The sequence below is a fragment of the Modestobacter sp. SYSU DS0875 genome (assembly GCF_054050915.1).
Window position 1 is genome coordinate 35,155 of sequence record NZ_JBJHAH010000006.1, and the last position, 26,345, is coordinate 61,499.

Here is a 26,345-nt window from a genome sequence, read left to right on the forward strand (position 1 = left end):
GCTCAGCGGGTGCGGCGGAGCAGTGCCAGGAACATCGCGTCGGTGCCGTGCCGGTGCGGCCACAGCTGCGCGTAGCGGCCCCGCTCGATGCCGGGCACCTCGCTGAACAGCGGGGCCACCGGCAGCACCTCGACGTCGTCCCGGCCTGCGGCAGCGTCGACGACGTCGACCGTCTCGGCCGCGTGCGGGGAGCAGGTCACGTAGGCGACCACTCCCCCGGGCCGCACCGAGGCCAGCGCACCGTCCAGCAGCTGCCGCTGCAGCTCGGCCAGCGGGGCGACATCGTCGGCGGTCCGCCGCCAGCGCACCTCCGGCCGGCGGCGCAGCGCGCCGAGACCGGTGCACGGCGCATCGAGCAGCACCCGGTCGAACGAGCCGACCGGCCACGGCGGGGCGGTGCCGTCGGCGACCTGCACGTCGACGTCGCCGGCCCCGGCCAGCGCGCCGCGCACCAGCTCGGCGCGGTGCGGCGCGCGGTCGGCGGCGGTCAGGTGCACCCCGGCGGGCCGGGCGGCGGCCAGCAGGCCCGCCTTGCCGCCCGGGCCGGCGCACATGTCCAGCCAGCGCTCGTCGCGGCCCTCCAGCGGCGCGCGGACCAGTGCGAGGGCAGCCAGCTGGCTCCCCTCGTCCTGCACCGCGGCGGCGCCGGAGCGCACGGCGGCGATCCGCCCGGGGTCGCCGGAGCCCAGCCGGACGGCGTACGGCGACCAGGGCCCGGGTTCGCCGCCGACCTCGGTGGCCAGCTGGTCGCGGTCGATCCGCCGCGCCACCAGGTGCACCTCGGGGGCGGCGTCGTCGGCCAGCAGCGCCGGCTCGACCTCCTCGGCGGCAGCGAGCGCATCGCGCCAGGCCTCGACGATCCAGCGCGGGTGGTCGGTGGTCAGCGCGAGCCGGGCGTCGTCGTCGGCGGGCTGGAGTGCCTGCACCCAGGCGGCCCGGTCGCCGCCGGCGGCCACCTTGCGCAGCACCGCGTTGACCAGCCCGGAAGCGCCGGTGCCGACGATCGCCCGGGTCAGGGCGACGCTGGTGTCGACGGCGGCGTGCGCCGGCACCCGCAGGTCGATCAGCTGGTAGGCGCCCAGCCGCAGCAGGTCCAGGACCTTCGGGTCCAGCTCGGCCAGCGGCCGGGACACCAGCGTGGTCAGGACGGCGTCCAGGGTGCCGGTCGCGCGCAGCGTGCCGTAGGCCAGCTGGGTGGCGAAAGCGGCGTCGCGGGGCTCGAGCTGCCGTTCGCGCAGCAGCTGGGGCAGCAGCAGGTTGGCGTAGGCGTCCCGGCTGGAGACGCCCTCGAGGACGTCGAAGGCGGTCAGCCGGGCGCCGTCCAGGGTGGGCCGGTGCCGCCGGGACTGGGGGCGCTGGTTGCCGGTGCCCGGGTCGTTCCGTCGCTTGTGGCCGGCCCGCTTCGCCGGGCCGGTCACGCGCCGACCTGCTCGCCGAGCCGCTCGCCGGGCTCCGGCCGGGCTCCCCGCGCCCAATCGGCGGCGGGGAGCATCTTCTTGCCCGCGGGCTGCACCTCGCGCAGCCGCACGGCCCCCCGGCCGGTGCCCACCAGCACGCCGGTCGGGCCGACCGAGACCTCACCAGGCTCGAGGCCCAGCGAGGTGGGCAGCGGCTCGACCGGGGCGAGGCGCAGCCGGTTGCCGCGCCAGGTGGTCCACGCACCCGGCGCCGGGGTGACGCCGCGGACCCGGCGGTCGACGACGTGGGATGGGAGGGTCCAGTCGACCCGGGCGTCGGCGGTCTCGATCCGCGGGGCGAGGCTGACGCCGTCGGCGGGCTGCGGCTCCGGGCGCAGCGACCCGTCGGCGATGCCGTCGAGGGTCGCGACCAGCAGGCCGGCGCCGCTGACCGCGAGCCGCTCCAGCAGGTCGCCGGCGGTGTCGGCCGGGCCGATCGGCTCGGTGACGACGCCGAACACCGGGCCGGTGTCCAGCCCGGCCTCCAGCTGGAAGGTCGCCGCACCGGTGACCTCGTCGCCGGCCATGACCGCGTGCTGCACGGGGGCGGCGCCGCGCCAGGCCGGCAGCAGCGAGAAGTGCAGGTTGACCCAGCCGTGCCGCGGGATCTCCAGCGCGGCCGGCGGCACCAGCGCGCCGTAGGCGACCACCGGCGCGCAGTCGACGTCGAGCGCGCGCAGCTGGTCGAGGAACTCCGGCTCGCGCGGCGACCGGGGCTGCAGCACCGGGATGCCGGCGGCGTCGGCGCGCTCGGCGACCGGTGACCGGCTGGTCCGGCGTCCCCGACCGGCGGGGGCGTCGGGCCGGGTCAGGACGGCGACGACCTCGTGCTGCGAACCCAGCAGCGCGTCCAGCGCGACGACGGCCGGCGCCGGCGTACCGGCGAACAGGAGCTTCAGTGGGGGCTCACCTTCACGACCGGAGCCGGGACCGGCTCACCACTGGGCAGGTAGGCCTGCTCGCCCTGCCAGGCGGCGTCGGCGAGCACGGACAGCGCCGCCTCGCGGGCCTCGGCGTCGAGCCGGTCGACGAAGAGCACACCGTCGAGGTGGTCGGTCTCGTGCTGGATGGCGCGGGCCAGCTTGTGCGAGCCCTCCACCCGGATCGGGTCGCCGTGCATGTTCCAGCCCGTGGCGGCGACGTGGAGGTGGCGGCGGCAGTCGAAGCGGAAGCCCGGGATGGACAGGCACCCCTCGGCGTCCTCCTCGGTCTCCTCGCCCACCGGCGTCACGTCGGGGTTGACCAGGTGGCCCACCTCGCCGTCGACGTACCAGGTGAACACCCGCAGGCCCACGCCGATCTGCGGCGCGGCGATGCCGGCCCCGCCGGCGGCGTGCATCGTGTCCGTCAGGTCGGCGACGAGCTGCTGGAGCTCCTTGTCGAAGTCGACGACGGGGGCGGCCGGGGTGCGCAGCACCGGGTCGCCCATGATCCGGATCGGGGTGACGCTCACCGGACGATGGTAGGTGGCGGGTCCATCGGCGCCCGCAGGGGAACCTGGCTACGGTGCAGGAATGGCCTCCCTCGCCACCCACCGCCTGCACGCCGTCCTCAGCACCGTCGTCGACGGGGTGGCCGTCGGCGGCGCCGAGGCAGCGCTCGACCACCCCGCCCGGTCGGCCGCCCGCCGCCGGCTGTACCTCGCCGTTCTCGCCGTGGTCGCGGCGGAGACCGTCGCCCACGACCTGCCCGCGCTGCGGCGGACCTTCCAGGGGATGCCGATCGAGCCGGCCGACCCGGCCGACCACGCGGTGCTGCGCCACCAGGGGCTGGTCAGCACCGCGTGGGGGCTGGGCGTCACCGCCGTCCACCGCCCGCTCGCCCGGGCGCTGCGCCGCCGCGGCCACCGGCGTCCGCACCTCCTGCTGGGCATCCTGGCCGGCGTCGGCACCGCCGCCTGCACGCTGCCGGTGCGCTGGCGGCGGGCCACCGAGCGCGCCGCCGAGGACCTCGCCTCCGCCCGGGTGGACGCCGAACTCGCCGAGCTGCTGGCACAGTCGGCCGACTGACCCCGCGCACGGAAGGCTAGGCCAGCTCCAGCGGGTCCAGCTGCACGCGCACGTGCTCGGGCGCCTTCTTCGCGCTGCGCACCCCCTGCACCTCGCGCAGCGCCCGGGCCAGCCCGGTGCCCTCGGTGCGCGGCACCCGCACCAGGTAGCGCTCCCGCTCGCCCTCCTGCCCCGGGCGGGGCGGCTCGGGCACCGGGCCCAGCACGTCGGCGTGGTCGGGCAGCCGCAGCGCGTCCAGGAACTCCGCCAGGGCCACCGGCGACGCCGACAGCGACGCCATCCGGGTGGCCGGCGGGAAGCCGAGCTCCCGGCGGTCGGCGAGCTCCCGGGCGGCGAGCCCGGCGGGGTCCCAGCGGACCAGCGCCTGCACCACCGGGTGACCGGCGTCGGCGGCCACCACCACCGGCTGCTCCGGGCGGACGAGCGCCGCGGCGTTCATCCACCGGCGCAGCGTCTCCTCCCCCGCGCGCAGGTCGGCCCGGCCGAGCAGCGCCCAGGCGTCCAGCAGCAGCGCCGCCCCGTAGCCGCCCTCGGCCACGGGCTCCGCGCCCGGGGTGGCGACCACCAGCGCCGCCCCGCCCGGCACGGTGGCCAGCACGCCCGAGCCGCGGCCGGAGACCCGCACGGCGGCGCCGGGGAAGGCCCGCCCGAGCTCCTCGGCGGTGCGGGCCTCCCCGATCACCGCGGCGCGGAGCTTCGTCCCGTGGCAGTGCGGGCAGTCGAAGGTCGCCGCCGGCCGCGCGCACCACCGGCAGGCGGCGATCCGGGTGCCGCCCGGCCCCGGGCGCGGCGCGACGCCGAGCGGTCCGCCGCAGTGCGCGCAGCGGGCCGGTGCCCGGCACCGGTCGCAGACCAGCGACGGCACGTAGCCCGAGCGGGGCACCTGCACCAGCACCGGGGTGCCGGCCTGCAGCGCCTTGCGGGCGACGTCGAAGGCGAGCGTGGGCAGCCGGGCGGTGCGGGCGGCGGCGTCCCGGGCCAGCTCGAAGTCGCTGCCCACCGCCTGCACGCGGGGGGCGGCGGTGCGCAGGTTCGCCCGGTCGGCGACCAGCTCGTGCGCCCAGCCGGACTCCACCAGCAGCTGCCCCTCGGCGGTGCGGGCGGTGCCGGCGACCACCGCGGCGCAGCCGGCCAGGTGGGCGCGGTGCACCAGCACGTCGCGGGCGTGCGGGTAGGGCGCGCGGGGTTCGGCGTGCAGGTCGTCGCCGTCGTCCCAGACGACGACCAGCCCGAGGTCGCGGACCGGCGCGAGGACGGCGCCGCGGGTGCCGAGCACGACCTGCGCGCTGCCCCGGGCCGCGGTCAGGAACCGCCCGTAGCGGACGTCGGGTGAGGCGTCGGCGCGCAGCACCGCCACCGACCCGGCCGGCAGCAACGCGTCGGCGGCGGCGGCCAGCCGGTCGAGGTCCTTGCCGTCGGGGACGACGACCAGCGCGCCCCGCCCCCCGGACAGCGCCGCCTGCGCCAGCTCGGCCAGCCGGGTGGGCCAGTCCTCGCCGGGCAGCGCGGTCCACACCGCCCGGGCCGGCGCCCCGTCGGCGACGGCGGACAGCAGCTGCGGGCCGGTCGGGTAGCGGGCGAACCCGGCCGGGTCCGGAGCCGGCGGCGGGGGTGGCGGGTCGGCCGCCGGGCGCTTCTCCGGCGCGGCCCGCCGCGGTGGCAGGGCCAGCCGCAGCACGTCGGTCAGCGTGCCGGCGTAGCGGTCGGCGACCGAGCGGGCCAGCTCGGCGACCTCCGGGGTGAGCACCGGCTCGGGCGAGACGACCTTGGCCAGCGGCGCCAGCTTGCCGGTGTGGTCGGTGGAGCCGGCGACCTCGAGCACGACCCCGTCGACCAGCTTGCCGGCGAAGCGCACCCGGACCCGGCAGCCGGCGACGACCTGCTCGGCCAGCTCGTCGGGGACGGCGTAGTCGAAGGGCCGGTCCAGGTGCGCCAGCGGCACATCGACGACGACCCGGGCCACCCGCTGAGCGGGTGGGTCCGGGTCGGGGTCGAGCGTGGCGGTCAGTGGTTCAGACGCCGACGGCGGACTTCAGCGCGTCGACCCGGTCCAGGCGCTCCCAGGGCAGCTGCACGTCGGTGCGGCCGAAGTGCCCGTAGGCGGCGGTCGGGGCGTAGATCGGGCGCAGCAGGTCCAGGTCGCGGACGATCGCCCCGGGGCGCAGGTCGAACACCGAGGTGATCGCCTTCTCCAGCGTCTCCTCCGGCACGGTGTTGGTGCCGAAGGTCTCCACGAACAGCCCGACCGGGTGCGCGGCGCCGATGGCGTAGGCGACCTGCACCTCGCAGCGGCGGGCCAGGCCCGCGGCGACGACGTTCTTCGCCACCCAGCGCATCGCGTAGGCCCCCGACCGGTCGACCTTCGACGGGTCCTTGCCGGAGAAGGCGCCGCCCCCGTGGCGGGCCATGCCGCCGTAGGTGTCGACGATGATCTTCCGGCCGGTGAGCCCGGCGTCGCCCATCGGGCCGCCGATCACGAACTTGCCGGTGGGGTTGACCAGCAGCCGGTAGCCGGTGGTGGGCAGGCCGAGGGCAGCGAGCTCGGGCTCGACGACGAGCTCCTGCACGTCGGGGGCGAGCAGCGTCTCGATCGAGATGTCCTCGGCGTGCTGGCTGGAGACGACCACGGTGTCCACGGCGACCGGCCGGTCGTCCTCGTAGACCACGGTGACCTGGGTCTTGCCGTCGGGCCGCAGGTAGGGCACGGAACCGTCCTTGCGCACCGCGGAGAGCCGGCGGGACAGCCGGTGCGCCAGCGCGATCGGCAGCGGCATGAGCTCGGGGGTCTCGTCGGTGGCGTAGCCGAACATCAGGCCCTGGTCGCCGGCGCCCTGGCGCTCGATGAGGTCGTCGGCGATGGCCGCGCGGTGCTCGGCGTCGCTGAGGCCGGCGAGGCGGGACTCGTAGCCGGTGTCGACGCCCTGGGCGATGTCCGGGGACTGCGCGCCGATGGAGACGCTGACCCCGCAGGAGGCGCCGTCGAAGCCCTTGCGCGAGGAGTCGTAGCCGATCCCGAGGATGGTGCGCCGCACGATGTCGGCGATGTCGACGTAGCCGGAGGTGGTCACCTCACCGGCGATGTGCACCTGGCCGGTGGTGATCATCGTCTCGACGGCGACCCGGCTGCGGGGGTCCTGCTCCAGCATCGCGTCCAGGATCGAGTCGCTGATCTGGTCGGCGATCTTGTCGGGGTGCCCCTCGGTGACCGACTCGGACGTGAAGAGGCGGCGTGCCACTCGGTTCTCCCTGCGATCGACGGCCGAGCGCGGGATCCGCGTCCGGTGATGAGCTCGACCGCCGAGCCTACCGGCGGGGCCGGGTCCCCGTCGGGTGGCGCCGGCGCGCGTGCCCGAGGAGACCAGGCGGCGGGGATCACGCGCCGGGGAGCCGGCGTGCCACCGCGTCCCAGATGCCGGCGGCCACGGCGTCCTTGCGGGCGGCCGGCAGCGGCGTGACCGTCCCGTCGTCCGCCAGCACGGTGACCTCGTTCTCCTCCCGGCCGAACACCCGGCCGGCGGAGACGTCGTTCACCACCAGCAGGTCGACCCCCTTGCGGGCCAGCTTGGCCCGGGCGTGGGTGAGCACGTCCCCCTCCGCGTCCCCGGTCTCCGCGGCGAAGCCGACGACGACCTGCCCGGGTGCCCGGGCGGTCACCAGCTCGGCGAGCACGTCGGTGGTCCGGGCCAGCGGCACGGCGTCCGGCTCGGCGGCGCCGCCCTTCTTGAGCTTGGTGTCGGCAACCGAGACCGGCCGGAAGTCGGCCACGGCCGCGGCCATGACGACGACGTCGGCCCCGGCCGCCTCGGCCGCCATCGCCACGCGAAGCTCCTCGGCGGTCTCGACGGCGACGGTGCGGACGCCGAACGGGGCGGGCTCGGCGACGTTGGCCGCGACCAGCACGACCTCGGCACCCCGCGCGGCGGCGACCCGGGCCAGCGCCTGCCCCTGCCGCCCGGACGAGCGGTTGCCCAGGTACCGCACCGGGTCCAGCGGCTCGCGGGTGCCCCCGGCGCTGATCACCACGCGGCGGCCGGTGAGGTCCGGGCGGAGCGCGGCGGCGCCGTGCTCCAGGACGACGGCGGCCAGCGCGGCGACGTCGGCCGGTTCGGGGAGCCGGCCGGGGCCGGAGTCGGGCCCGGTGAGCCGGCCCACCGCGGGGGGCAGCACGACCGCGCCGCGGCGGCGCAGGGTGGCCACGTTGTCCTGGGTGGCCGGGTGCAGCCACATCTCGGTGTGCATGGCCGGTACGAAGACGACGGGTGCGTGCGCGGTGAGCAGCGTGGCGGTGAGCAGGTCGTCGGCGCGGCCGGCAGCGGCACGGGCGAGCAGGTCGGCCGTGGCCGGGTTCACCAGCACCAGGTCGGCGGTCTGCCCGATCCGGACGTGCGCCACCTCGGGGACGTCGTCCCAGACGTCGGTGGTGACCGGGTTGCCCGACAGCGCCTCGAAGGTCGCCGCGCCCACGAACCGCAGCGCCGAGGCGGTCGGCACCACCCGGACGTCGTGCCCGGCCTCGGTGAGCGCGCGCAGCAGCAGCGCGGACTTGTAGGCGGCGACGCCGCCGCCCACCCCCAGCACGATCCGGCTCATGCCGTCCATCCTCCCCCAGGCACGACGAAGCCCCCGGCACCAGCCGGGGGCTTCGTCATCACAACGGGCGTGAGATCTGGTGGCGACGCCACCAGCCGCGGCCCCGGTCCAGAGGCTCGCCCCGGGCGTGCGAGGGGTGAGGAGGACCGGGGTCCTTTAATTCTCGCCGGCGGTGTGGGTCAGCAGGCCCTCGTTGATCTCACGCAGCGCGATCGACAGCGGCTTCTCCTGCGGCGCGGTGTCGACCAGCGGGCCGACGTACTCCAGCAGGCCCTCGGAGAGCTGGCTGTAGTAGGCGTTGATCTGCCGCGCGCGCTTGGCGGCGTAGATGACCAGCCCGTACTTGCTGGTGGTGCGCTCCAGCAGTTCGTCGATCGGCGGGTTGGTGATGCCCTCAGGGGCGGGTGCGACTCCGGACACGGGCGGGCGTGCTCCTCAACTCGGTGTGCGGGCGGGCGGCGGACGGGTCCGCGCGGTCGCCTCGGGTGCGCCCTCGGCCGCGGTCAGGGACCAGCGGGCGGAGGCGCAGTCAGCAAGCTTACCAACTCGTCGGCTGCTCTGGCCACGTCGTCGTTGACGACCACGACGTCGAACTCGCCGGCGGCGTCCAGTTCGGCCTGCGCCAGCGCCAGCCGGCGGGACTGGACCTCCGGCGCCTCGGTGCCACGGCCGGCCAGCCGGCTGACCAGCTCGGCCCAGGACGGCGGGGCCAGGAAGACCAGCTGGGCCTCCGGCGCGCGCTCCCGCACCTGCCGGGCGCCCTGCAGCTCGATCTCCAGCAGGGCCGGTGACCCGGCGGCGAGCTGCTCGTCGACCGGCGCCTTCGGGGTGCCGTAGCGGTTGCCCGCGTAGGAGGCCCACTCCAGCAGCCCGTCGTTGGCGGCCAGCCAGTCGAAGGTCTCGTCGTCGATGAACCAGTAGTGCTCGCCGTCGACCTCACCGGGACGCGGCTTGCGGGTGGTGACCGACACCGACACCCAGACCTCGGGGTGCCGGCGCCGGACCTCGGCGACGACCGTCCCCTTGCCGACGCCCGAGGGCCCGGAGAGCACGGTCAGCCGCGCGCGGTTTCGTCGTCCCACTCGTTGATCTTCGCACCGGGGTGGTCTGGGACCACCGCGGAGTCGGTCAGAGGGCACCCTCGGTGGGGACCTGGTCGGCTTCGACGTGCTCGCCGCCGAACTCCGCCTCCAGGGCCCGGCGCTGGTTGGCGCCCAGCCCGCGCACCCGCCGGGTCGGCGAGATCTCCAGCCGCTCCATGATCTTCGCCGCACGCGCCTTGCCGACGCCGGGCAGCGACTCGAGCACCGCGGAGACCCGCATCTTGCCGATCACCTCGTCGGTCTCGCCCTGCTTGAGGACGTCGCCGACCGTGGTGCCCTTGCTCTTCAGCCGCTCGCGCAGCTCGGCACGGGCCTTGCGGGCCGCGGCGGCCTTCTCCAGGGCGGCGGCGCGCTGTTCGGGGGACAACTCGGGAAGGGGCACGGAGCAACCCAATCGTGTTCAGTCCGGCGCGTGCCGGCGCAGTTCTTCGGTGATCCAGCTCGTTCGCGACGGCCCGCGGTGTGAGCCTCGGCCGTCAACCTAGTCATCCGAGACCGACTGGTCACGCCTGCCCCGGTGCCGGCACCGCCAGGCCGGTGTGCTGTCCGGCGGGGCGTCCCGGCGGACACGCCGCGCACCCTTCCCGTCACTGCTGGTCAGCGCGCGTGTCGCGGCTCAGGTCGCCCGCGCACCCCGCCCGGACCGCCGGCCGAGCACCCAGCCCCCCAGCCCCGCGAGCACGAACAGCCCGGTCACCAGCAGCCCGGCACCGGTGACGTGCTGCTGGGTCCACAGCACGGTGGGGCCGGCGTCGAACGTGAGGGTCAGCTCGCTCTCGTACGCCTCGGTCGTCTCGGGCAGGTACGGCGCATAGGAACCCGAGTACGCGGTCCAGGTGCGCGGGTGGGCGTTGGCCAGCCAGAAGACGGTCACCCCGGCGATCGCCAGGCCGGCGCCGAGCGCCAGCACCAGCCAGGGCACCGCCCGCCTCACGCCGCCCGGCCTCACGCCGACAGCTCCGCCGTCCACCGGTCGGCGGCGGCGCGCAGCGCCGCGGCGTCCGGGCCGGCGGACAGCACGTCCCGGGAGACGGTGGGGACGACGGCCTGGTCCGCGCCGAACAGCCGGCGCAGGTCGGCCACCGTGCCGCCCTGCGCCCCCAGGCCCGGGGCCAGCACCGGGCCGCGCAGCCCGGTGAGGTCGACGTCGAGCTCGGACAGCGTGGCGCCGACGACGACACCGAAGGACCCGGTGAACGCCCCGAAGCGCCGCTGCTGGTCGGCGAGGGCCGCGGGATCGGGCGCCGGGTCGCCCACCAGCCAGTCAGGAGCGTTCCAGCGCCCGACGGTGTCCACGACCGTCTGCGCGACCGACCGGTCCCCCACCACCGCGGACTGGAACGTGGCGGCGTCGGGGTTGGAGGTGCGGGCCAGCACGAACAGCCCGCCGCCGAACCGGCGCGCCGTGCCGACCGCCGGTTGCAGCGACTCCGGACCGAGGTAGGGGCTCACGGTCAGCGCGTCGACCTGCATCGGGTGGTCGCTGCGCAGGTAGTCCGCGTAGGCGTCCATCGTCGAGCCGATGTCGCCGCGCTTGGCGTCCAGCAGCACCAGGGTGCCGGCCTCCCGGGCCCGGGCGACCGCCTCCTCCAGCACCGCCACCCCGCGGGCGCCGTGCCGCTCGTAGAAGGCCATCTGCGGCTTGAGCACCGCCACGTGCCCGGCGAGCGCGTCGACCACCAGGTCGGTGAACCGGCGCAGCCCATCGAGGTCGTCACCGACGCCCCAGTCCAGCAGCAGCGGCCGGTGCGGGTCCACGCCGACGCACAGCGGACCGCGTGCGCCCACCGCGGCGGCCAGCCGGACGCCGAACGGGTCGACCTCGGCGTGCGTCGGGCGGCTCACGAGCCGACCGGCCGGTGCGCGTGCCCGACGGCGTCGGTCAGCGAGCCGAACCCCCGCGCGGCCAGCGCCGCGGCGAGCTCCGCGTGGATGCGCGCCGGGGCCGAGGGGTCGTTGAAGACCGCCGTGCCGACGCTGACCGCGCTCGCGCCGGCGAGCACGAACTGCAGCGCGTCCAGGCCGCTGCGGACGCCGCCCATGCCCAGGATCGGCACCTGCGGCAGCGCCTGGTGCACCTGCCAGACGCAGCGCAGCGCCACCGGGCGGATCGCCGGGCCGGAGAGCCCGCCGGTGACGCCGCCGAGCACCGGCCGCATGGTGTCGGGGTCGATGACCAGCCCCAGCAGGGTGTTGATCATCGACAGCCCGTCGGCGCCGGCGTCGGCCACCGAGCGGGCGATCGTCACGATGTCGGTGACGTCGGGGCTCAGCTTGGCGTAGACCGGCTGCGCGGGGTCGGCGGCCTCGCGCACCGCCGCGACGACGTCGCGGGCGGCGACCGGGTCGCAGGCGAACACCTCGCCGCGGCTCTCGACGTTCGGGCAGGAGATGTTGACCTCGATGCCCAGCACCCCCGGCACACCGCGCAGCCGGGCGGCCAGCTCGGCGAAGTCCTCCACCCGGGTGCCGGCGATGGAGACGAACGCGCGGGCGCCGCGCTGGGCGAGCCACGGCAGGTCCTCGGCCAACAGCCCGTCGATGCCGGGCCCCTGCAGGCCGATGGAGTTGAGCATCCCGCTGGGCGTCTCGGCCATCCGCGGCGTCGGCCGGCCGGAGCGGGGCCGCAGCTGCACCGACTTGGTGACCACCGCGCCGATCGCGGTGAGGTCGACGAACGGTTCCAGCTCCCGGCCGAAGCCCGAGCAGCCGGACGCGGTGAGGACCGGGCTGGGCACCGGCACCCGGCCGAGGGCGGTGCGCATGTCCACCGCGGGCGCGGCCTGTCCGACGGTCACGAGGACGCTCCCGGGGCGCCGGGGCCGGCCTCGGGCGGTGCGACCGGGGTGGGGGGTGCGCCGGCCGGGGTGGGCACGGCGGGCGGGGTGAGCCCCATGGCGTCGGCGCCGACGACGTCCGCCGGCAGGGTGCCGACGTCGGCGAAGCGGACCCGGTCACCGCCGAAGACCGGACCCTCGACGCAGGAGCGGGCGAACCGGGTGCGCCCGTCGGCGCCGACCACCGGCAGCACGCAGGTCATGCAGACGCCGATGCCGCAGGCCATCGACTCCTCGACGGCGACGTAGCTGGGCACCCCGGCGGCGGTCGCCACGTCGGCGACCGCGCGGAGCATGCCCATCGGTCCGCAGGCGTAGACCACCCCGGCGCCGCTGACCAGCTCGGCGACCGCCTCGGTGACCCAGCCGCGGCGCCCGGCGCTGCCGTCGTCGGTCATCACCACGAACGGCGCAGCCAGCGACCCGAGCTCCTGGACCGAGCACAGCCGCCCGGCCGACGCCGCACCGGTGACCGCCGCGACCTCCGAGCCGGTGGCGCGCAGCCGCCCGGCCAGCCCGACCAGCGCGGCGGCGCCGTACCCGCCGCCGACCAGCAGCGCCGGGGTACCCGGTGGCGGCATCGGGAACGGGCGGCCCAGCGGGCCGACGACGTCGACCACGTCGCCGGGCTGCAGCCCCGCCAGCCAGCTGGAGCCCGGTCCGTGCGGGGCGACGACCACCTGCACCTGGCCGCCACCCACCCCGGCGATCGCGATGGACCGCCGCAGCAGGTTCGCCGAGGTGGGGCCGCCGACCGCGAAGGCGACGAACTGGCCCGGCACCGCCCGCTCGGCCACCTCCGGGGCAGCGAAGCTCAGCTCCACGTACGCGCCGACGGGACGCCGGCCGGCCACCGCGACCACCCGCTGCACGGGTGGGCGCGGCGCCGCCGGCGCCGGCTCGGTCAGCAGCCCGCCGGTCATGCCGGGGCGCCGGGACGCGGGGCGGCGGCCAGCGCCCGGTGCAGGTCCTGCAGGCTGCGCACGCCCAGGTGCCCGCGACGCAGCGCCTCGATGCCCTGCACCGCGGCCGCCAGGCCCTGGGTGGTGGTGATGCTCGGGATGCCGGCGCTCACCGCCGCCGCCCGGATCTCGTACCCGTCCAGCCGGGGCCCGCTGTTGCCGGGCGTGCCGAACGGGGTGTTGACCACGATGTCGACGTCGCCGGCCTGGATCCGCTCGACGATGTTGCCCGGGCCCTCGCTGAACTTCCCGACCACCTCGCACTGCACCCCGTTGCGGCGCAGCACCTGGGCGGTGCCGGCGGTGGCGAGCACGCGGAACCCGAGGTCGGCCAGCCGCTTGACCGGGAAGACCGCCGAGCGCTTGTCCCGGTTGGCCAGCGAGACGAAGACGGTGCCCTCGGTGGGCAGGTCGCCGTAGACCGCGGCCTGGGACTTGGCGAAGGCGGTGCCGAACTCCGCGTCCAGCCCCATCACCTCACCGGTGGACTTCATCTCCGGCCCGAGCACGGTGTCGACGCCGTGACCGTCGACGGTGCGGAACCGGTGGAAGGGCAGCACCGCCTCCTTGACCGCGATCGGGGCGTCGGCCGGCAGGTCGGCGCCGTCACCGCTGGCCGCCAGCACCCCGGCCGCCCGCAGCTCGGCGATGGACTCGCCGACCGCGATCCGCGCCGCCGCCTTCGCCAGCTGCACCGCCGTCGCCTTGGAGACGAACGGCACGGTGCGGCTGGCCCGGGGATTGGCCTCCAGCACGTACAGGATGTCGTCCTTGAGCGCGTACTGGACGTTCATCAGCCCGCGCACACCGATCCTGGCCGCCAGGGCCTCGGTGGCCCGCCGGAGGCCGGCGATCTCCCCGCCGCCCAGGGTGATCGGGGGGAGCGCGCACGCGGAGTCACCGGAGTGCACCCCGGCCTCCTCGATGTGCTCCATGACCCCGCCCAGGTACAGCTCGGTGCCGTCGTAGAGCGCGTCCACGTCGATCTCGACCGCGTCCTCGAGGAACCGGTCGACCAGCACCGGGTGGTCGGTGCTCACGTCGGTGGCCTTGGTGATGTAGGACTCCAGCGTGGCGTCGTCGTAGACGATCTCCATGCCGCGCCCGCCCAGCACGTACGAGGGGCGCACCAGCACCGGGTAGCCGATCGACGCCGCGACCGCCTTCGCCTCGGCCGACGTCGTCGCCATGCCGTGCTTGGGCGCGAGCAGCCCGGTGTCGGCCAGCACCCGGGAGAACTCCCCGCGGTCCTCGGCGGCGTCGATCGCCTCCGGCGAGGTGCCCAGCACCGGCACGCCGGCGTCCTTGAGCCGCTGCGCCAGGCCCAGTGGCGTCTGCCCGCCCAGGGTGCAGATCACCCCCGCGACCGGGCCGGCGGCGCGCTCGGCCTCGACGACCTCGAGCACGTCCTCGAACGTCAGCGGCTCGAAGTACAGGCGGTCGGCGATGTCGTAGTCGGTGGAGACGGTCTCCGGGTTGCAGTTGACCATCACCGCCTCGTAGCCGGCGTCCTGCAGCGCCATCACCGCGTGCACGCAGGAGTAGTCGAACTCGACGCCCTGCCCGATCCGGTTGGGGCCGGAACCGAGGATCAGCACCGCCGGCTTCTCCCGCGGCTCGACCTCGTTCTCCTCGTCGTAGGAGGAGTAGTGGTACGGGGTGCGGGCGGCGAACTCGGCCGCGCAGGTGTCCACCGTCTTGTAGACCGGCCGGATGCCCAGCCGCCAGCGCAGGATGCGCACGCCGTCCTCCCCGGCGAGCTCGGGCCGCAGCGCGGCCACCTGCCGGTCGGACAGGCCGTGCCGCTTGGCCCGGCGCAGCAGCTCCGGGGTGAGCGCCGGGGCCTGGCGGACCTCCTCGCCCAGCTCGTGCACCAGCGCGATCTGGTCGACGAACCACTCGTCGAAGCCGGACGCCTGCGACACCTGCTGCACGGTGGCGCCGGCGGCCAGCGCCTGCTCGGCCACGTACAGCCGGCCGTCGACCGGGGTGCGCAGCTGCTCCAGCAGCTCCTCGGCGGTGGCCCGGGTCGCGGGCGCGGTCCAGAAGCCGGCGGCCGCCGTCTCGGTGGAGCGCATGGCCTTGCCCAGCGCCTCGGTGAAGTTCCGGCCCATGGCCATCACCTCGCCGACGCTCTTCATCGTGGTGGTCAGCCGGGGGTCGGCGCCGGGGAACTTCTCGAAGGCGAAGCGCGGGATCTTCACCACGACGTAGTCCAGCGACGGCTCGAACGACGCCGGCGTGACCCCGGTGATGTCGTTGGTGATCTCGTCGAGGGTGTAGCCGATCGCGAGCTTGGCGGCGATCTTGGCGATCGGGAAGCCGGTGGCCTTCGACGCCAGCGCCGAGGACCGGGAGACGCGGGGGTTCATCTCGATGACGACGAGCCGGCCGTTGTCGGGGTTGACCGCGAACTGGATGTTGCAGCCGCCGGTCTCCACGCCGACCTCGCGCAGCACGTCGATGCCGACGTCGCGCATCCGCTGGTACTCGCGGTCGGTGAGGGTCATCGCCGGGGCGACGGTCACCGAGTCACCGGTGTGCACGCCCATCGCGTCGATGTTCTCGATCGAGCAGATGACGACCACGTTGTCGCTGCGGTCGCGCATCAGCTCCAGCTCGTACTCCTTCCAGCCGAGCACCGACTCCTCGATGAGCACGGTGTGCACGGGCGAGTCGGCCAGGCCGTGGCCGGCCATCCGGCGCAGCATCGCCTCGTCGGTGGCGAACCCCGAGCCCAGCCCACCCATGGTGAAGCTGGGCCGGATGACGACGGGGTAGCCGACCTCCTCGGCGGTGACCAGCGCCTCCTCGACGGTGGCGCAGACCTTCGAGCGCGGGGCGTCGGCGCCGACCGAGCGCACGATCTCCTTGAACAGCTGCCGGTCCTCGCCGCGGTTGATCGCGTCGACGTCGGCGCCGATGAGCTGGACGCCGTACTTCTCCAGCACGCCGTTCTCGAACAGGCCGATGGCGATGTTCAGCGCCGTCTGCCCGCCCAGGGTGGCCAGCAGCGCGTCCGGGCGCTCGGCGGCGATGACCCGCTCGACGAACTCCGGGGTCAGCGGCTCCACGTAGGTGGCGTCGGCGACCTCGGGGTCGGTCATGATCGTGGCCGGGTTGCTGTTGACCAGGCTGACGCGCAGCCCCTCGGCCTTGAGCACCCGGCAGGCCTGGGTGCCGGAGTAGTCGAACTCGCTGGCCTGGCCGATGACGATCGGCCCGGAGCCGATCACCATCACGTGCTGGAGGTCTGTCCGCTTGGGCATCCTCAGGCCTCCTTCTCGCCGGTCGTGTCCTGGACGGTGAGCGGCGGGCTGACCGCCTCCCCACGCTGGCGCTCGGCGGCCATCAGGTCGACGAACCGGCCGAACAGCGGGTTGGCGTCGTGCGGACCCGCGGCCGCCTCCGGGTGGAACTGCACGCTGAACGCCGGCACCTGGGTCAGCCGCAGCCCCTCGACCACGTCGTCGTTGAGCCCGACGTGGCTGACCTCGACCGGGCCGAACGGGGTGTCGGTGGTCCGGTCCAGCGGGGCGTCGACGGCGAAGCCGTGGTTGTGGCTGGTGACCCGCACCGTGCCGCTGACCCGGTCCAGCACCGGCTGGTTCAGGCCGCGGTGGCCGAAGCGCAGCTTGTAGGTGCCCAGGCCGAGCGCGCGGCCGAGGATCTGGTTGCCGAAGCAGATGCCGAACAGCGGCCGGCCCGCCTCCAGGACCCCGCGCACCGCCGCGACGGCGTAGTCGGCGGCGGCCGGGTCGCCGGGGCCGTTGGAGATGAACACGCCGTCGGCCCCGTGCGCGAGCAGGTCCGCGGCGGTGGCGGTGGCCGGGAGCACGTGCGTCTCCACGCCGAGCTCAGCCAGCGCCCGCGGGGTGGCGGTCTTGATGCCCAGGTCCAGCGCGGCGATGGTGAACCGCTTCTCCCCCACCGCCGGGACGACGTAGGGGTCGTTCGCGCTGACCAGCGGCGCCAGGTCCGCCCCGGTCATCGCCTCGCTGGCGGTGACCCTCGCCAGCAGCTCGTCGCGGTCGAGCCCCTCGCTGCTGATCCCGGCGCGCATGGCGCCGCGGTCGCGCAGGTGCCGGGTGAGCGCCCGGGTGTCGATGCCGCTGATGCCGACGACGCCCTGCGCGGCCAGCTCGTCGTCCAGGCTGCCGGTGGCCCGCCAGTTCGCCGGGCGGCGCGCGGGGTCGCGGACGACGAAGCCGGCCACCCACATCCGGCGGCTCTCGTCGTCCTCGGCGTTGACGCCGGTGTTGCCGACGTGCGGGGCGGTCATCACCACGATCTGCCGGGCGTAGCTGGGGTCGGTCAGCGTCTCCTGGTAGCCGGTCATGCCGGTGGAGAAGACCGCCTCCCCGACCGTCGTCCCGACCTTGCCGTAGGCCTCGCCACGGAACGTGCGCCCGTCCTCGAGCACGAGGATCGCTTCCTGGGCTGTCACTTCACTGCCTTTCCGTCGAGCACGGTCGCCTCGCCCCGGAGGAACGTGGCGACCACCCGGCCGGGGAGCTCCCGGCCGGCATAGGGGCTGTTGCGGCTGCGGCTGGCCAGCGCGGCCGGGTCGACGGTGGCCCGGTGCGTGGGGTCCAGCAGCAGCAGGTTGGCGGGCTCACCGGCGGCCAGCGGCCGCCCGTGCGAGCTGCGGCGGCCGATGGCCGCCGGGCGCACCGACATCCGGTCGGCGACGCCCCGCCAGTCGAGCCGGCCCGGCTCGACCATCGTCTGCACGACGACGGAGAGCGCCTGCTCCAGCCCGAGCATGCCGGGGCGGGCCGCGGCCCACTCGCTCTCCTTGTCCTCCACCGCGTGCGGGGCGTGGTCGGTGCCGACGGCGTCGATGGTGCCGTCGGCGAGCCCGGCCCGCAGCGCCTCGACGTCCTCGGCCGTGCGCAGCGGGGGGTTGACCTTGAACACCGGGTCGTAGCCCTCGGCGCACTCGTCGGTGAGCAGCAGGTGGTGCGGGGTGACCTCCGCGGTCACCTGCACGCCGCGGGACTTCGCCCAGCGCAGGATCTCCACCGAACCCGCCGTCGACACGTGGCAGACGTGCAGCCGCGCGCCGACGTGCCCGGCCAGCAGCACGTCGCGGGCGATCACCGCCTCCTCGGCGGCGGCCGGCCACCCGGCCAGGCCCAGCCGGGCGGAGCGGTCGCCTTCGTTCATCTGCGCACCGACCGTGAGCCGCGGCTCCTCGGCGTGCTGGGCGACGACGCCGTCGAAGGCCTTCACGTACTCCAGCGCCCGGCGCATCAGCGCCGGGTCGGCCACGCAGTGCCCGTCGTCGGAGAAGACCCGCACCCGGGCGGCGGAGTCGGCCATCGCGCCGAGCTCGGCCAGCCGCTCCCCGCGCAGCCCGACGGTGACCGCCCCGACCGGGACGACGTCGACCAGCCCGGCCTGCTGGCCCAGCCGCCAGACCTGCTCGACGACGCCGGCGGTGTCGGCGACCGGGTCGGTGTTGGCCATCGCGTGCACCGCGGTGAAGCCGCCCAGCGCCGCGGCCCGGCTGCCGGTCTCCACGGTCTCGGCGTCCTCCCGGCCCGGCTCGCGCAGGTGGGTGTGCAGGTCGACCAGCCCGGGCAGGGCGACCAGCCCGTCGGCGTCGACCACCCGGGCGCCGTCGGCGGCCAGGTCGGTGCCGAGGGCGGCGATCCGGCCGTCGTCGAGCAGCAGGTCGACGGCGTCCTCGCCGTAGGGGCGGGCGTTGCGGATCAGGTACGTGGTCACGAGGTCCCCTCAGGAGCGCCGCCGAGCAGCAGGTACAGGACGGCCATGCGCACGCTGACGCCGTTGCCGACCTGGTCGACGATCGTGGAGCGGGCCGAGTCGGCCACCTCGGCGGCGATCTCCATGCCGCGGTTCATCGGGCCGGGGTGCATGACGATCGCGTCGTCGGGCAGCGCCGCCATCCGGTGGGCGTCCAGCCCGTACCGGCGGCTGTACTCGCGGGCGCTGGGGAAGAACGAGGCGTTCATCCGCTCGCCCTGCACCCGCAGCATCATCACCACGTCGGCCTTCGGCAGCACGGCGTCCAGGTCGTAGCCGACCCGCGCCGGCCAGCTGCCGACCCCGACCGGCAGCAGCGTCGGCGGGGCGACCAGGGTGACCTCGGCGCCGAGGGTGGCCAGCAGCCAGACGTTGGAGCGGGCCACCCGGCTGTGCAGCACGTCGCCGACGATCACCACCCGGACACCGTCGAGCCGGCCCACCCGCTGGCGGATCGTGTAGGCGTCCAGCAGCGCCTGGGTGGGGTGCTCGTGCGTGCCGTCACCGGCGTTCACCACGCTGCCGCGGACCCAGTGCGCCAGCCGGTGCGGCGCCCCGGAGGCACCGTGCCGGACGACGATGCCGTCGGCGCCCATCGCCTCCAGGGTCAGCGCGGTGTCCTTGAGGCTCTCGCCCTTCGAGACGCTGCTGCCCTTGGCGGAGAAGTTGATGACGTCGGCGCTCAGCCGCTTGGCGGCCAGCTCGAAGGAGATCCGGGTGCGGGTGGAGTCCTCGTAGAAGAGGTTGACCACGGTGCGTCCGCGCAGGGTGGGCAGCTTCTTGACCTCGCGCCCGGCCAGCGCCTGCTCGATCTGGGCCGCGGTGTCCAGCACCAGGGTCGCGTCGTCCCGGTCGAGGTCGCCGGCCTCGAGCAGGTGCCGCTTCACTGGTCACCACCCCGCTCCGCGCCGCCGGTGACCAGGACCTCGTCGAGCCCGTCGACCTCGGCGAGGTGGACCTCGACCTTCTGGCTGCGGGAGGTGGGCACGTTCTTGCCCACGTAGTCCGCTCGGATCGGCAGCTCGCGGTGCCCGCGGTCGACCAGCACCGCCAGCTGGACGGCGCGCGGGCGGCCGAGGTCGCGCAGCGCGTCCAGGGCGGCGCGCACCGAGCGGCCGGAGAAGAGCACGTCGTCGACGAGGACCACCAGCCGGTCGTCGATCCCGGTCCCGGGCAGCCGGGTGTCCTCCAGGGCGCGCACGCCGCGCCGCCGCAGGTCGTCCCGGTAGAGGGTGATGTCGACGGTGCCGACGTTGACGGCGGTGCCGGAGAACGCCTCGACCCGGGCGGCGAGCCGGCGGGCCAGCGGAGCGCCGCGGGTGGGGATGCCGACGAGCACGAGGTCGGCCAGGGAGTTGCCCGCCTTCTCGATCAGCTGGTGGGCGATCCGGTCGACCACGCGAGCGAGGTCGTCGGCGCCGAGCAGCGGCGGTGCGGGCAGGTCGGATGAGTCGGCCATCAGGCCTCCTTCCCCGCCTCACTGGACGGGTCGTTAAAGGAGTGGGACCGGCGACGACGGTACTGCACCGGCCGATGTGACCTCCGACCGTGTTCGGATCAGCCGATCTGCCCCCTCGGGGTGCCGCCCGACTGTCGCTCCGGACGCAGGCTCGGTACTCTGCGTCACCAGCAGGGCTCCCATCCGACGACAGTCAGTGAGCAGAGACGATGAGCACCGACTACTCGCGGGCGCTTGGCGCCCGCCTGCGAGCGATCCGCAACCAGCAGGGCCTGTCGCTGCAGGGCGTGGAGGACAAGTCGCACGGACGCTGGAAGGCCGTCGTCGTCGGCTCGTACGAGCGGGGCGACCGGGCGGTCACCGTCCAGCGGCTGTCCGAGCTCGCCGTGTTCTACGGCGTCCCGGTGTCCGAGCTGCTGCCCGACCCGCGGCCGAGCAGCGCCGTCACCAAGAGCACCAAGATCGTGCTGAACCTGGAGTCGCTCGGCTCGCTGCCGGCCGACGAGGCCGGGCCGCTGGCCCGCTACGCCTCGACCATCCAGGCGCAGCGCCACGACTACAACGGCAAGGTGCTGTCCATCCGCGCCGAGGACCTCAAGTCGCTGGCGATCATCTACGACATGAGCCCCGACGAGCTGACCACCCGGCTCATCGAGTGGGGCGTCCTCTCCCCCGGCCCGGACGGCGTCGGCTACGCCACCGAGGACGACGACGAGCCCAGCTGGGGCGGCGACCGGCGGCGCACCCCCCGCTGAGGACGCTCCCGATCGAGCCCCTGAACGCGAACGGCCCACTCTGCGCTGCAGAGTGGGCCGTCGGCGTCCAGCGCTCGTTCGTCAGGTGGGGATCTCGGCCTTGACGATGCCGCCGAGGACGCCGTTGACGTAGGCCGGGGAGTCGTCGGTGGACAGCGCCTTGGCCAACGTCACCGCCTCGTCGATCACCACGGCGTCGGGGACGTCGTCGACCCACAGCAGCTCGTAGGTGGCCATCCGCAGGATGGCGCGGTCGACGTCGGGCAGCCGGTCCAGCGACCAGCCCTGGGCGTGCCGCTCGATCAGCTCGTCGATCCGCGCCTGCTGCTCGACCACGCCCTCCACGAGCCGGACGGCGTGGTCGGGCACCGGCGGGGAGTCGTCGCCGACCCGGTCGCGGAGCACCGCAAGCGGGTCGCTGCTGCGCAGGTCGGCCTCGTAGAGGACGTCGACCGCGCGCTTGCGCGCCTTGGAACGGGCGGCCACGAGGTCAGCTGACCCGGCCGAGGTAGCGCCCGTCGCGGGTGTCGACCTTCAGCTTCTCGCCGGTGCTGATGAACAGCGGCACCTGGATCTCGGCACCGGTCTCCAGCGTCGCCGGCTTGGTGCCACCGGTCGAGCGGTCGCCCTGCAGGCCCGGGTCGGTGTGCTGCACCACGAGCTCCATGGTCACCGGCAGCTCGACGTACAGCGGGGTCTCGTCGTGCACGGCCACGGTGACCTCGGTGTTGTCCAGCAGGTAGTCCGCGCCGCTGCCGACCGTGGCCTCGGGGACGTAGATCTGCTCGAAGGTGTCGCCGTCCATGAAGACGAAGTCGGTGCCCTCCTTGTAGAGGAAGGTCATCGAGCGCTTGTCGACGGTCGCCGTCTCGACCTTGGTGCCGGCGTTGAAGGTCTTGTCGACGACCTTGCCCGACAGCACGTTCTTCAGGGTCGTGCGCACGAACGCGCCACCCTTGCCCGGCTTGACGTGCTGGAAGTCGGTGACGGTCCAGAGCTGGCCGTCCAGGTTGAGGACGATGCCGTTCTTGAGGTCGTTGGTGGTAGCCATCTAGAGAACCAGCAGTTCCTTGCTCGTGAGGGTCAACAACTCGGGCTCGTCGTCCGTGACGATGAGGGTGTCCTCGATCCGGACACCGCCGTGCCCGGGCAGGTACACGCCCGGCTCCACGGTGACGGCCATGCCAGCGGCCAGGGTACCTGCGCCCAGCGCCGAGATCCCCGGTGCCTCGTGGATCTCCAGTCCCACCCCGTGCCCCAGGCCGTGGGTGAAGTGGTCGCCGTGCCCGGCGGCCACGATGACGTCGCGGGACGCGGCGTCGACCGCGACGACCTGCGCACCGACCGCCAGGGCCGCCCGGCCGGCCGCCTGCGAGGCGGCGACCAGCTCGTACACCTCACGCTGCCAGTCGGCGGCGTGCCCCAGCACGACCGTGCGGGTCATGTCCGAGTGGTACCCGTCGACGGTGGCGCCGAAGTCGAGCTTCAGGAAGTCGCCGTCGCGCAGCACGGTGGCGTCGGGGCGGTGGTGCGGGATGGCCGAGTTGGCGCCGGTGGCCACGATCGTCTCGAAGCTGGACGACTCCGCGCCGAGCGCCAGCATCCGCGCGTCCAGCTCTCGGCCGACCTCCAGCTCGGTGCGCCCCGGCCGCAGGGCTCCCTCGGCGGCCAGCTCGGCCAGCGCCCGGTCGGCGACGGCGCACGCCCGGCGCAGCGACTCGATCTCGCCGTCGTCCTTGACCGCGCGCAGGGCCTCGACGGCGCGGCGGATGCTGATCAGCTCGGCGTCACCGACCACCCGCTCGAGCGAGCGCAGCCCGTCGACGGTCATCTCGTGCGACTCGTACCCGATCCGGCCCGCGGCCCGGGCGGCCAGCGCCGCCACGGTGCCCCGGTCGACCAGGAGCTCGACGTCGGGAACCTGGGCCTGCGCCTGGGTGGTGTACCGGCCGTCGGTGCCGAGCAGGTCGGGCTGGGCGGGCGACGGATCGGTGCGCAGCAGCAGCGCACCGTTGGAGCCGGTGAAGCCGGTCAGGTAGCGCACGTTGAGCAGGTTGGTGACCAGGACGGCGTCCAGGCCCTGCGCGGCGGCGACGGCGCGCAGCCGCTCCCGCCGCCCGGCTTCACGAGCGGTGTCCCGGGTCATCGCACGCCCTTCGCGGCACCCCGGGCGGCCAGGTACCGCAGCGCCAGCTCGTAGCCCTGCACGCCGAGCCCGGCGATCACGCCGTCGGCGACGCGCGAGACGTAGGAGTGGTGCCGGAACTCCTCGCGCCGGTGGACGTTGCTGATGTGCACCTCGACCACGGGGGTCGCGACCGCGGCCAGGGCGTCGTGCAGCACCACGGAGGTGTGCGACCAGCCGCCGGGGTTGACCACGATCGGGTCGCCGGCGTCGGTGGCCGCGTGCACCCAGCCGAGCAGCTCTGCCTCGGAGTCGGTCTGCCGGACGGCGACCTCCAGCCCCAGCTCGGCCGCCGCGGCCTCGATCAGCTGCACCAGCTCGGCGTACGTCGTGGTCCCGTAGACCTCCGGCTCCCGGGTGCCGAGCCGGCCGAGGTTGGCGCCGTTGAGCACCTGCACGGTCATGTGGGGTCTCCGTTCGACGGGGCGGCGGGGTGGGCGGACGACACGGCTGTCCAGGCGGCGTCCAGCCAGGCCTGGTCGGGGTCGGTCAGGATGCGCGGGTTGCCCAGGCCGTCGAGGACGACGAAGCGCAGCGAGGCGCCCCGGGCCTTCTTGTCCACCCGCATCACCGCTTGCAGCTGCTGCCAGTCGCCGCGGTAGGTGGTGGGCAGCCCCAGCGCGGCGATCAGGTCGCGGTGCCGGGCGACGTCGGCGGCCGACAGCAACCCGGCCTGGCCGGCGAGCTCCGCGGCGAACACCAGGCCGACGGCGACCGCCTCGCCGTGCCGCCAGCCGAAGTCCTCCACCCGCTCGATGGCGTGGGCCAGGGTGTGCCCGTAGTTGAGGAACTCACGGCGGCCGGTGTCGTACAGGTCCTCCCCCACCGCCTCGGCCTTCACCTGCACGGCCCGGGCGATCAACTCCACCGTGTCGGCCCGGCCGGTGGGGTCGGCCTCGAGCAGCTCCAGCACCCGCCCGTCGGCGATGAAGCCGCACTTGACCACCTCGGCCAGGCCGGCGCGGAACTCCGCCTCGGGCAGGCCGGCGAGGGCATCGGTGTCGGCGAGCACACCGGCGGGCGGGTGGAACGCCCCGACCAGGTTCTTGCCGGCCCGGGTGTTGATGCCGGTCTTGCCGCCGACCGCGGCGTCGACCATGCCCAGCAGGCTGGTCGGCACCTGGACCACCCGGACGCCCCGCAGCCACGTGGCGGCGAGGAACCCGGCCAGGTCGGTGACCGCGCCGCCACCCACGCCGACGACGGCGTCGGACCGGGTGAGCCCGAGCTGGCCGAACTCCTCCCACGCCCCGGCGGCGACCTCGGCGGTCTTGGCCGCCTCGCCGTCGGGGACCGCGACCGCCTCGGCGGCGACCCCGGCCTCCTGCAGCGTCTCGACCGCGGCGCCGGCCGCGGCGGCCAGCGCCCGGCTGTGCACCACGACCGCCCGGGGGGTGCCGGCCAGCAGCAGCGCGAGCTCGGCCTGCACGCCGGGCCCGATGACGACGTCGTAGGGCCGGTCGCCGGCCACGGTGATCCGCTGCGCGGTCACGAGTCCTCCTGGGGGACGCAGGCCAGCACCTCGGCCACGACGGCGTCGACCTCCCGGTTGCTGGTGGAGACGGTCGCGGTGGCGACCTCGGCGTAGAGCGGGGCGCGTGCCTCGAGCATGGTGCGCAGCATGGCGCGTGGGTTGACCGCCAGCAGCGGCCGGTCCCGGGACAGCCCCACCCGGCGGGCCGCGGTGGGGACGTCGACGTCGAGCCAGACGACCGCCTCACCGGCCCGGCCGTGGGCCACGAGCAGGGCCCGGCTGGCGGCGCTGGTCACCGCGCCGCCGCCGAGCGCCAGCACGCCGCGGTGCTCGGCCAGGGCCCGGGCGACCGCCTGCTCCTCCAGGGCCCGGAAGTGGGCCTCACCCTCCTGCACGAACAGGTCGGCGATCGTGCTGCCGGTCTGCGCCTCGACGTCGGCGTCGGTGTCGCGGAAGGACAGGCCGAGCGCGTCGGCCACCGCCGTGCCCACCGTGGTCTTGCCCGACGCCGGCGGGCCGACGAGCACCAGCCGCGGGCCGGTCACCGGATCGGCAGCGCGTCGAGGTAGCCCTGCACGTTGCGGCGGGTCTCGGGCACCGAGTCGCCGCCGAACTTCTCCAGCACCGCGTCGGCCAGCACCAGGGCGACCATCGCCTCCATCACCACGCTGCCGCGCGGGACGGCGCAGGCGTCGGAGCGCTGGTTGATCGCGACCGCCGCCTCCCGGGTGGTGACGTCGACGGTGTCCAGGGCGCGGGGCACGGTGCTGATCGGCTTCATGGCCGCGCGCACGCGCAGCACCTCGCCGTTGGTCATGCCCCCCTCGATGCCGCCGGCACGGTCGGTGCGCCGCTGCAGCGCGCCGTCCACCAGCTCGATCTCGTCGTGGGCGACCGAGCCGCGGCGGCGGGCGGTCTCCAGCCCGTCGCCGACCTCGACGGCCTTCACCGACTGCACGCCCATCAGGGCACCGGCCAGCCGGGAGTCCAGCCGGCGGTCCCAGTGCACGTGGCTGCCCAGGCCGGGCGGCAGACCGTGCACGACCACCTCGATGACCCCGCCGAGGGTGTCGCCGGACTTCCGGGCGTCGTCGACCTCGGCGACCATCAGGCCGCTGGTGTCCGGGTCGGCGCAGCGCACCGGGTCCTCGTCGATCCGCGGGTTGTCCTCCGGGCCGGGCAGGACGCCGTCGGGCACGGTGACCGGCCCGATGCCGACGACGTGGCTGACCACCTGGACCCCGAGCACCTGCTGCAGGAACTGCCGGGCCACCGTGCCGAGCGCGACCCGGGCCGCGGTCTCGCGGGCGCTGGCGCGCTCCAGCACGGGGCGCACGTCGTCGAAGCCGTACTTCTGCAGCCCGGCCAGGTCGGCGTGGCCGGGGCGGGGCCGGGTGAGCGGGGCGTTGCGCGCCTGCCCCTCGAGCACCTCCGGGTCGACCGGGTCGGCGGACATCACGGTGGACCACTTGGGCCACTCGGTGTTGCCGATCTGGACGGCGATCGGCCCGCCCTGGGTGACGCCGTGCCGGACGCCACCGGTGAGGGTGACGACGTCCTCCTCGAAGCTCATCCGCGCGCTGCGCCCGTGGCCCAGGCGGCGGCGGGCGAGCTGGGTGTCGAGGTCGGTGGTCTGCACCCGCACGCCGGCGGGGAGGCCTTCGAGGATGGCGGTGAGCTGCTGGCCGTGCGACTCACCGGCGGTCAGCCAGCGCAACATGCACGAGAGTCTGCCAGCAGCC

Annotated in this window: 27 protein-coding genes; 2 read left to right on the forward strand and 25 right to left on the reverse strand. The window is 75.1% G+C overall.

The features are described from left to right. Positions 1-2: 2 nt before the first annotated feature. Genes ACI79Y_RS04805 through def form a run of 3 tightly spaced genes read right to left on the reverse strand, consistent with a single transcriptional unit; the run spans position 3 to position 2,910 of the window. On the reverse strand, positions 3-1,418 hold the full coding sequence (locus ACI79Y_RS04805; RefSeq protein WP_457157379.1) for an RsmB/NOP family class I SAM-dependent RNA methyltransferase: 1,416 nt from the start codon (positions 1,416-1,418) through the stop codon (positions 3-5). Next, positions 1,415-2,356, reverse strand: coding sequence for a methionyl-tRNA formyltransferase (gene fmt, locus ACI79Y_RS04810; protein ID WP_457157492.1), 942 nt, complete (start codon positions 2,354-2,356; stop codon positions 1,415-1,417). Before fmt ends, ACI79Y_RS04805 begins: the two co-directional genes overlap by 4 nt. Further along, positions 2,353-2,910: a peptide deformylase gene (def, locus tag ACI79Y_RS04815; RefSeq protein WP_457157380.1), complete on the reverse strand. Its 558-nt coding sequence runs from the start codon at positions 2,908-2,910 to the stop codon at positions 2,353-2,355. Before def ends, fmt begins: the two co-directional genes overlap by 4 nt. Before the next feature lie 61 nt (positions 2,911-2,971). Here def and ACI79Y_RS04820 point away from each other — a divergent pair, with 61 nt between their 5' ends. After that, positions 2,972-3,466 (forward strand): hypothetical protein, encoded by a 495-nt coding sequence (locus tag ACI79Y_RS04820; protein WP_457157381.1) that lies wholly within the window; start codon positions 2,972-2,974, stop codon positions 3,464-3,466. 16 nt (positions 3,467-3,482) lie between these two features. Here ACI79Y_RS04820 and ACI79Y_RS04825 read toward each other — a convergent pair whose 3' ends face one another. From ACI79Y_RS04825 to pyrR, 15 genes are all read right to left on the reverse strand, one after another. Further along, a complete protein-coding gene (locus ACI79Y_RS04825) occupies positions 3,483-5,429 on the reverse strand; it encodes a primosomal protein N' (protein ID WP_457157382.1) in 1,947 nt (648 codons plus the stop codon). 49 nt (positions 5,430-5,478) lie between these two features. Further along, the gene (metK, locus tag ACI79Y_RS04830; protein WP_457157383.1) at positions 5,479-6,702 is read right to left on the reverse strand and encodes a methionine adenosyltransferase; all 1,224 of its coding nucleotides are present in this window, start codon (positions 6,700-6,702) and stop codon (positions 5,479-5,481) included. A gap of 136 nt (positions 6,703-6,838) precedes the next feature. Further along, entirely contained in the window at positions 6,839-8,056 is a 1,218-nt protein-coding gene (coaBC, locus tag ACI79Y_RS04835) for a bifunctional phosphopantothenoylcysteine decarboxylase/phosphopantothenate--cysteine ligase CoaBC (RefSeq protein ID WP_457157384.1), read from the reverse strand. 156 nt (positions 8,057-8,212) lie between these two features. Beyond that, complete coding sequence (gene rpoZ, locus ACI79Y_RS04840) at positions 8,213-8,476, reverse strand: DNA-directed RNA polymerase subunit omega (protein WP_153360746.1); 264 nt, start codon at positions 8,474-8,476, stop codon at positions 8,213-8,215. 83 nt (positions 8,477-8,559) lie between these two features. After that, positions 8,560-9,138, reverse strand: coding sequence for a guanylate kinase (gene gmk / locus ACI79Y_RS04845; protein WP_457084323.1), 579 nt, complete (start codon positions 9,136-9,138; stop codon positions 8,560-8,562). A 46-nt stretch (positions 9,139-9,184) separates the two neighbouring features. Further along, positions 9,185-9,541: an integration host factor, actinobacterial type gene (mihF, locus tag ACI79Y_RS04850; protein ID WP_457157385.1), complete on the reverse strand. Its 357-nt coding sequence runs from the start codon at positions 9,539-9,541 to the stop codon at positions 9,185-9,187. A gap of 234 nt (positions 9,542-9,775) precedes the next feature. Continuing rightward, positions 9,776-10,093 carry a hypothetical protein gene (locus tag ACI79Y_RS04855; RefSeq protein WP_457157386.1) on the reverse strand — a complete coding sequence of 106 codons (318 nt, stop codon included), beginning with the start codon at positions 10,091-10,093 and terminating at the stop codon, positions 9,776-9,778. Between the two features lie 11 nt (positions 10,094-10,104). Next, a complete protein-coding gene (gene pyrF, locus ACI79Y_RS04860; RefSeq protein WP_457157387.1) occupies positions 10,105-11,004 on the reverse strand; it encodes an orotidine-5'-phosphate decarboxylase in 900 nt (299 codons plus the stop codon). Beyond that, a complete protein-coding gene (locus tag ACI79Y_RS04865) occupies positions 11,001-11,957 on the reverse strand; it encodes a dihydroorotate dehydrogenase (protein ID WP_457157388.1) in 957 nt (318 codons plus the stop codon). The genes pyrF and ACI79Y_RS04865 overlap by 4 nt, the downstream gene beginning before the upstream one ends. Next, a complete protein-coding gene (locus tag ACI79Y_RS04870; protein WP_457157389.1) occupies positions 11,954-12,919 on the reverse strand; it encodes an iron-sulfur cluster-binding protein in 966 nt (321 codons plus the stop codon). The genes ACI79Y_RS04865 and ACI79Y_RS04870 overlap by 4 nt, the downstream gene beginning before the upstream one ends. Next, entirely contained in the window at positions 12,916-16,227 is a 3,312-nt protein-coding gene (gene carB / locus ACI79Y_RS04875; RefSeq protein ID WP_457157390.1) for a carbamoyl-phosphate synthase large subunit, read from the reverse strand. The genes ACI79Y_RS04870 and carB overlap by 4 nt, the downstream gene beginning before the upstream one ends. Positions 16,228-16,229: 2 nt before the next feature. After that, positions 16,230-17,405, reverse strand: coding sequence for a glutamine-hydrolyzing carbamoyl-phosphate synthase small subunit (gene carA / locus ACI79Y_RS04880; RefSeq protein ID WP_457157391.1), 1,176 nt, complete (start codon positions 17,403-17,405; stop codon positions 16,230-16,232). Next, a complete protein-coding gene (locus ACI79Y_RS04885) occupies positions 17,402-18,691 on the reverse strand; it encodes a dihydroorotase (RefSeq protein ID WP_457157392.1) in 1,290 nt (429 codons plus the stop codon). Before ACI79Y_RS04885 ends, carA begins: the two co-directional genes overlap by 4 nt. Further along, positions 18,688-19,617 (reverse strand): aspartate carbamoyltransferase catalytic subunit, encoded by a 930-nt coding sequence (locus tag ACI79Y_RS04890; RefSeq protein ID WP_457157393.1) that lies wholly within the window; start codon positions 19,615-19,617, stop codon positions 18,688-18,690. Before ACI79Y_RS04890 ends, ACI79Y_RS04885 begins: the two co-directional genes overlap by 4 nt. Further along, positions 19,614-20,189, reverse strand: coding sequence for a bifunctional pyr operon transcriptional regulator/uracil phosphoribosyltransferase PyrR (gene pyrR / locus ACI79Y_RS04895; RefSeq protein WP_457157394.1), 576 nt, complete (start codon positions 20,187-20,189; stop codon positions 19,614-19,616). The genes ACI79Y_RS04890 and pyrR overlap by 4 nt, the downstream gene beginning before the upstream one ends. A 209-nt stretch (positions 20,190-20,398) precedes the next feature. Here pyrR and bldD point away from each other — a divergent pair, with 209 nt between their 5' ends. Then, positions 20,399-20,944: a transcriptional regulator BldD gene (gene bldD / locus ACI79Y_RS04900; protein ID WP_457084345.1), complete on the forward strand. Its 546-nt coding sequence runs from the start codon at positions 20,399-20,401 to the stop codon at positions 20,942-20,944. An 81-nt stretch (positions 20,945-21,025) separates the two neighbouring features. Here the strand turns inward: bldD and nusB are convergent, their stop codons facing one another. Genes nusB through aroC form a run of 7 tightly spaced genes read right to left on the reverse strand, consistent with a single transcriptional unit; the run spans position 21,026 to position 26,323 of the window. Then, positions 21,026-21,430 (reverse strand): transcription antitermination factor NusB, encoded by a 405-nt coding sequence (nusB, locus tag ACI79Y_RS04905; protein ID WP_457140202.1) that lies wholly within the window; start codon positions 21,428-21,430, stop codon positions 21,026-21,028. A 4-nt stretch (positions 21,431-21,434) separates the two neighbouring features. After that, complete coding sequence (efp, locus tag ACI79Y_RS04910) at positions 21,435-21,995, reverse strand: elongation factor P (protein ID WP_457074837.1); 561 nt, start codon at positions 21,993-21,995, stop codon at positions 21,435-21,437. Next, the gene (locus ACI79Y_RS04915) at positions 21,996-23,090 is read right to left on the reverse strand and encodes a M24 family metallopeptidase (RefSeq protein WP_457157395.1); all 1,095 of its coding nucleotides are present in this window, start codon (positions 23,088-23,090) and stop codon (positions 21,996-21,998) included. It abuts the gene before it with no gap. Further along, complete coding sequence (aroQ, locus tag ACI79Y_RS04920) at positions 23,087-23,533, reverse strand: type II 3-dehydroquinate dehydratase (protein WP_457157396.1); 447 nt, start codon at positions 23,531-23,533, stop codon at positions 23,087-23,089. Before aroQ ends, ACI79Y_RS04915 begins: the two co-directional genes overlap by 4 nt. Next, positions 23,530-24,621 (reverse strand): 3-dehydroquinate synthase, encoded by a 1,092-nt coding sequence (gene aroB, locus ACI79Y_RS04925; RefSeq protein ID WP_457157397.1) that lies wholly within the window; start codon positions 24,619-24,621, stop codon positions 23,530-23,532. Before aroB ends, aroQ begins: the two co-directional genes overlap by 4 nt. Further along, positions 24,618-25,148: a shikimate kinase gene (locus ACI79Y_RS04930; protein WP_457157398.1), complete on the reverse strand. Its 531-nt coding sequence runs from the start codon at positions 25,146-25,148 to the stop codon at positions 24,618-24,620. Before ACI79Y_RS04930 ends, aroB begins: the two co-directional genes overlap by 4 nt. Further along, positions 25,145-26,323 carry a chorismate synthase gene (gene aroC / locus ACI79Y_RS04935; protein WP_457157399.1) on the reverse strand — a complete coding sequence of 393 codons (1,179 nt, stop codon included), beginning with the start codon at positions 26,321-26,323 and terminating at the stop codon, positions 25,145-25,147. Before aroC ends, ACI79Y_RS04930 begins: the two co-directional genes overlap by 4 nt. Positions 26,324-26,345 lie beyond the last annotated feature (22 nt).

What these genes read in the sequence shown, in the direction of transcription:
- ACI79Y_RS04870 (WP_457157389.1), bottom strand. Translation starts at nt 12,919, where the DNA reads ATGACCGGCGGGCTGCTGACCGAGCCGGCGCCGGCGGCGCCGCGCCCA.
- coaBC (WP_457157384.1), bottom strand. Translation starts at nt 8,056, where the DNA reads ATGAGCCGGATCGTGCTGGGGGTGGGCGGCGGCGTCGCCGCCTACAAG.
- ACI79Y_RS04820 (WP_457157381.1), top strand. Translation starts at nt 2,972, where the DNA reads ATGGCCTCCCTCGCCACCCACCGCCTGCACGCCGTCCTCAGCACCGTC.
- carB (WP_457157390.1), bottom strand. Translation starts at nt 16,227, where the DNA reads ATGCCCAAGCGGACAGACCTCCAGCACGTGATGGTGATCGGCTCCGGG.
- aroC (WP_457157399.1), bottom strand. Translation starts at nt 26,323, where the DNA reads ATGTTGCGCTGGCTGACCGCCGGTGAGTCGCACGGCCAGCAGCTCACC.
- pyrR (WP_457157394.1), bottom strand. Translation starts at nt 20,189, where the DNA reads ATGGCCGACTCATCCGACCTGCCCGCACCGCCGCTGCTCGGCGCCGAC.
- ACI79Y_RS04915 (WP_457157395.1), bottom strand. Translation starts at nt 23,090, where the DNA reads ATGACCCGGGACACCGCTCGTGAAGCCGGGCGGCGGGAGCGGCTGCGC.
- efp (WP_457074837.1), bottom strand. Translation starts at nt 21,995, where the DNA reads ATGGCTACCACCAACGACCTCAAGAACGGCATCGTCCTCAACCTGGAC.
- bldD (WP_457084345.1), top strand. Translation starts at nt 20,399, where the DNA reads ATGAGCACCGACTACTCGCGGGCGCTTGGCGCCCGCCTGCGAGCGATC.
- aroQ (WP_457157396.1), bottom strand. Translation starts at nt 23,533, where the DNA reads ATGACCGTGCAGGTGCTCAACGGCGCCAACCTCGGCCGGCTCGGCACC.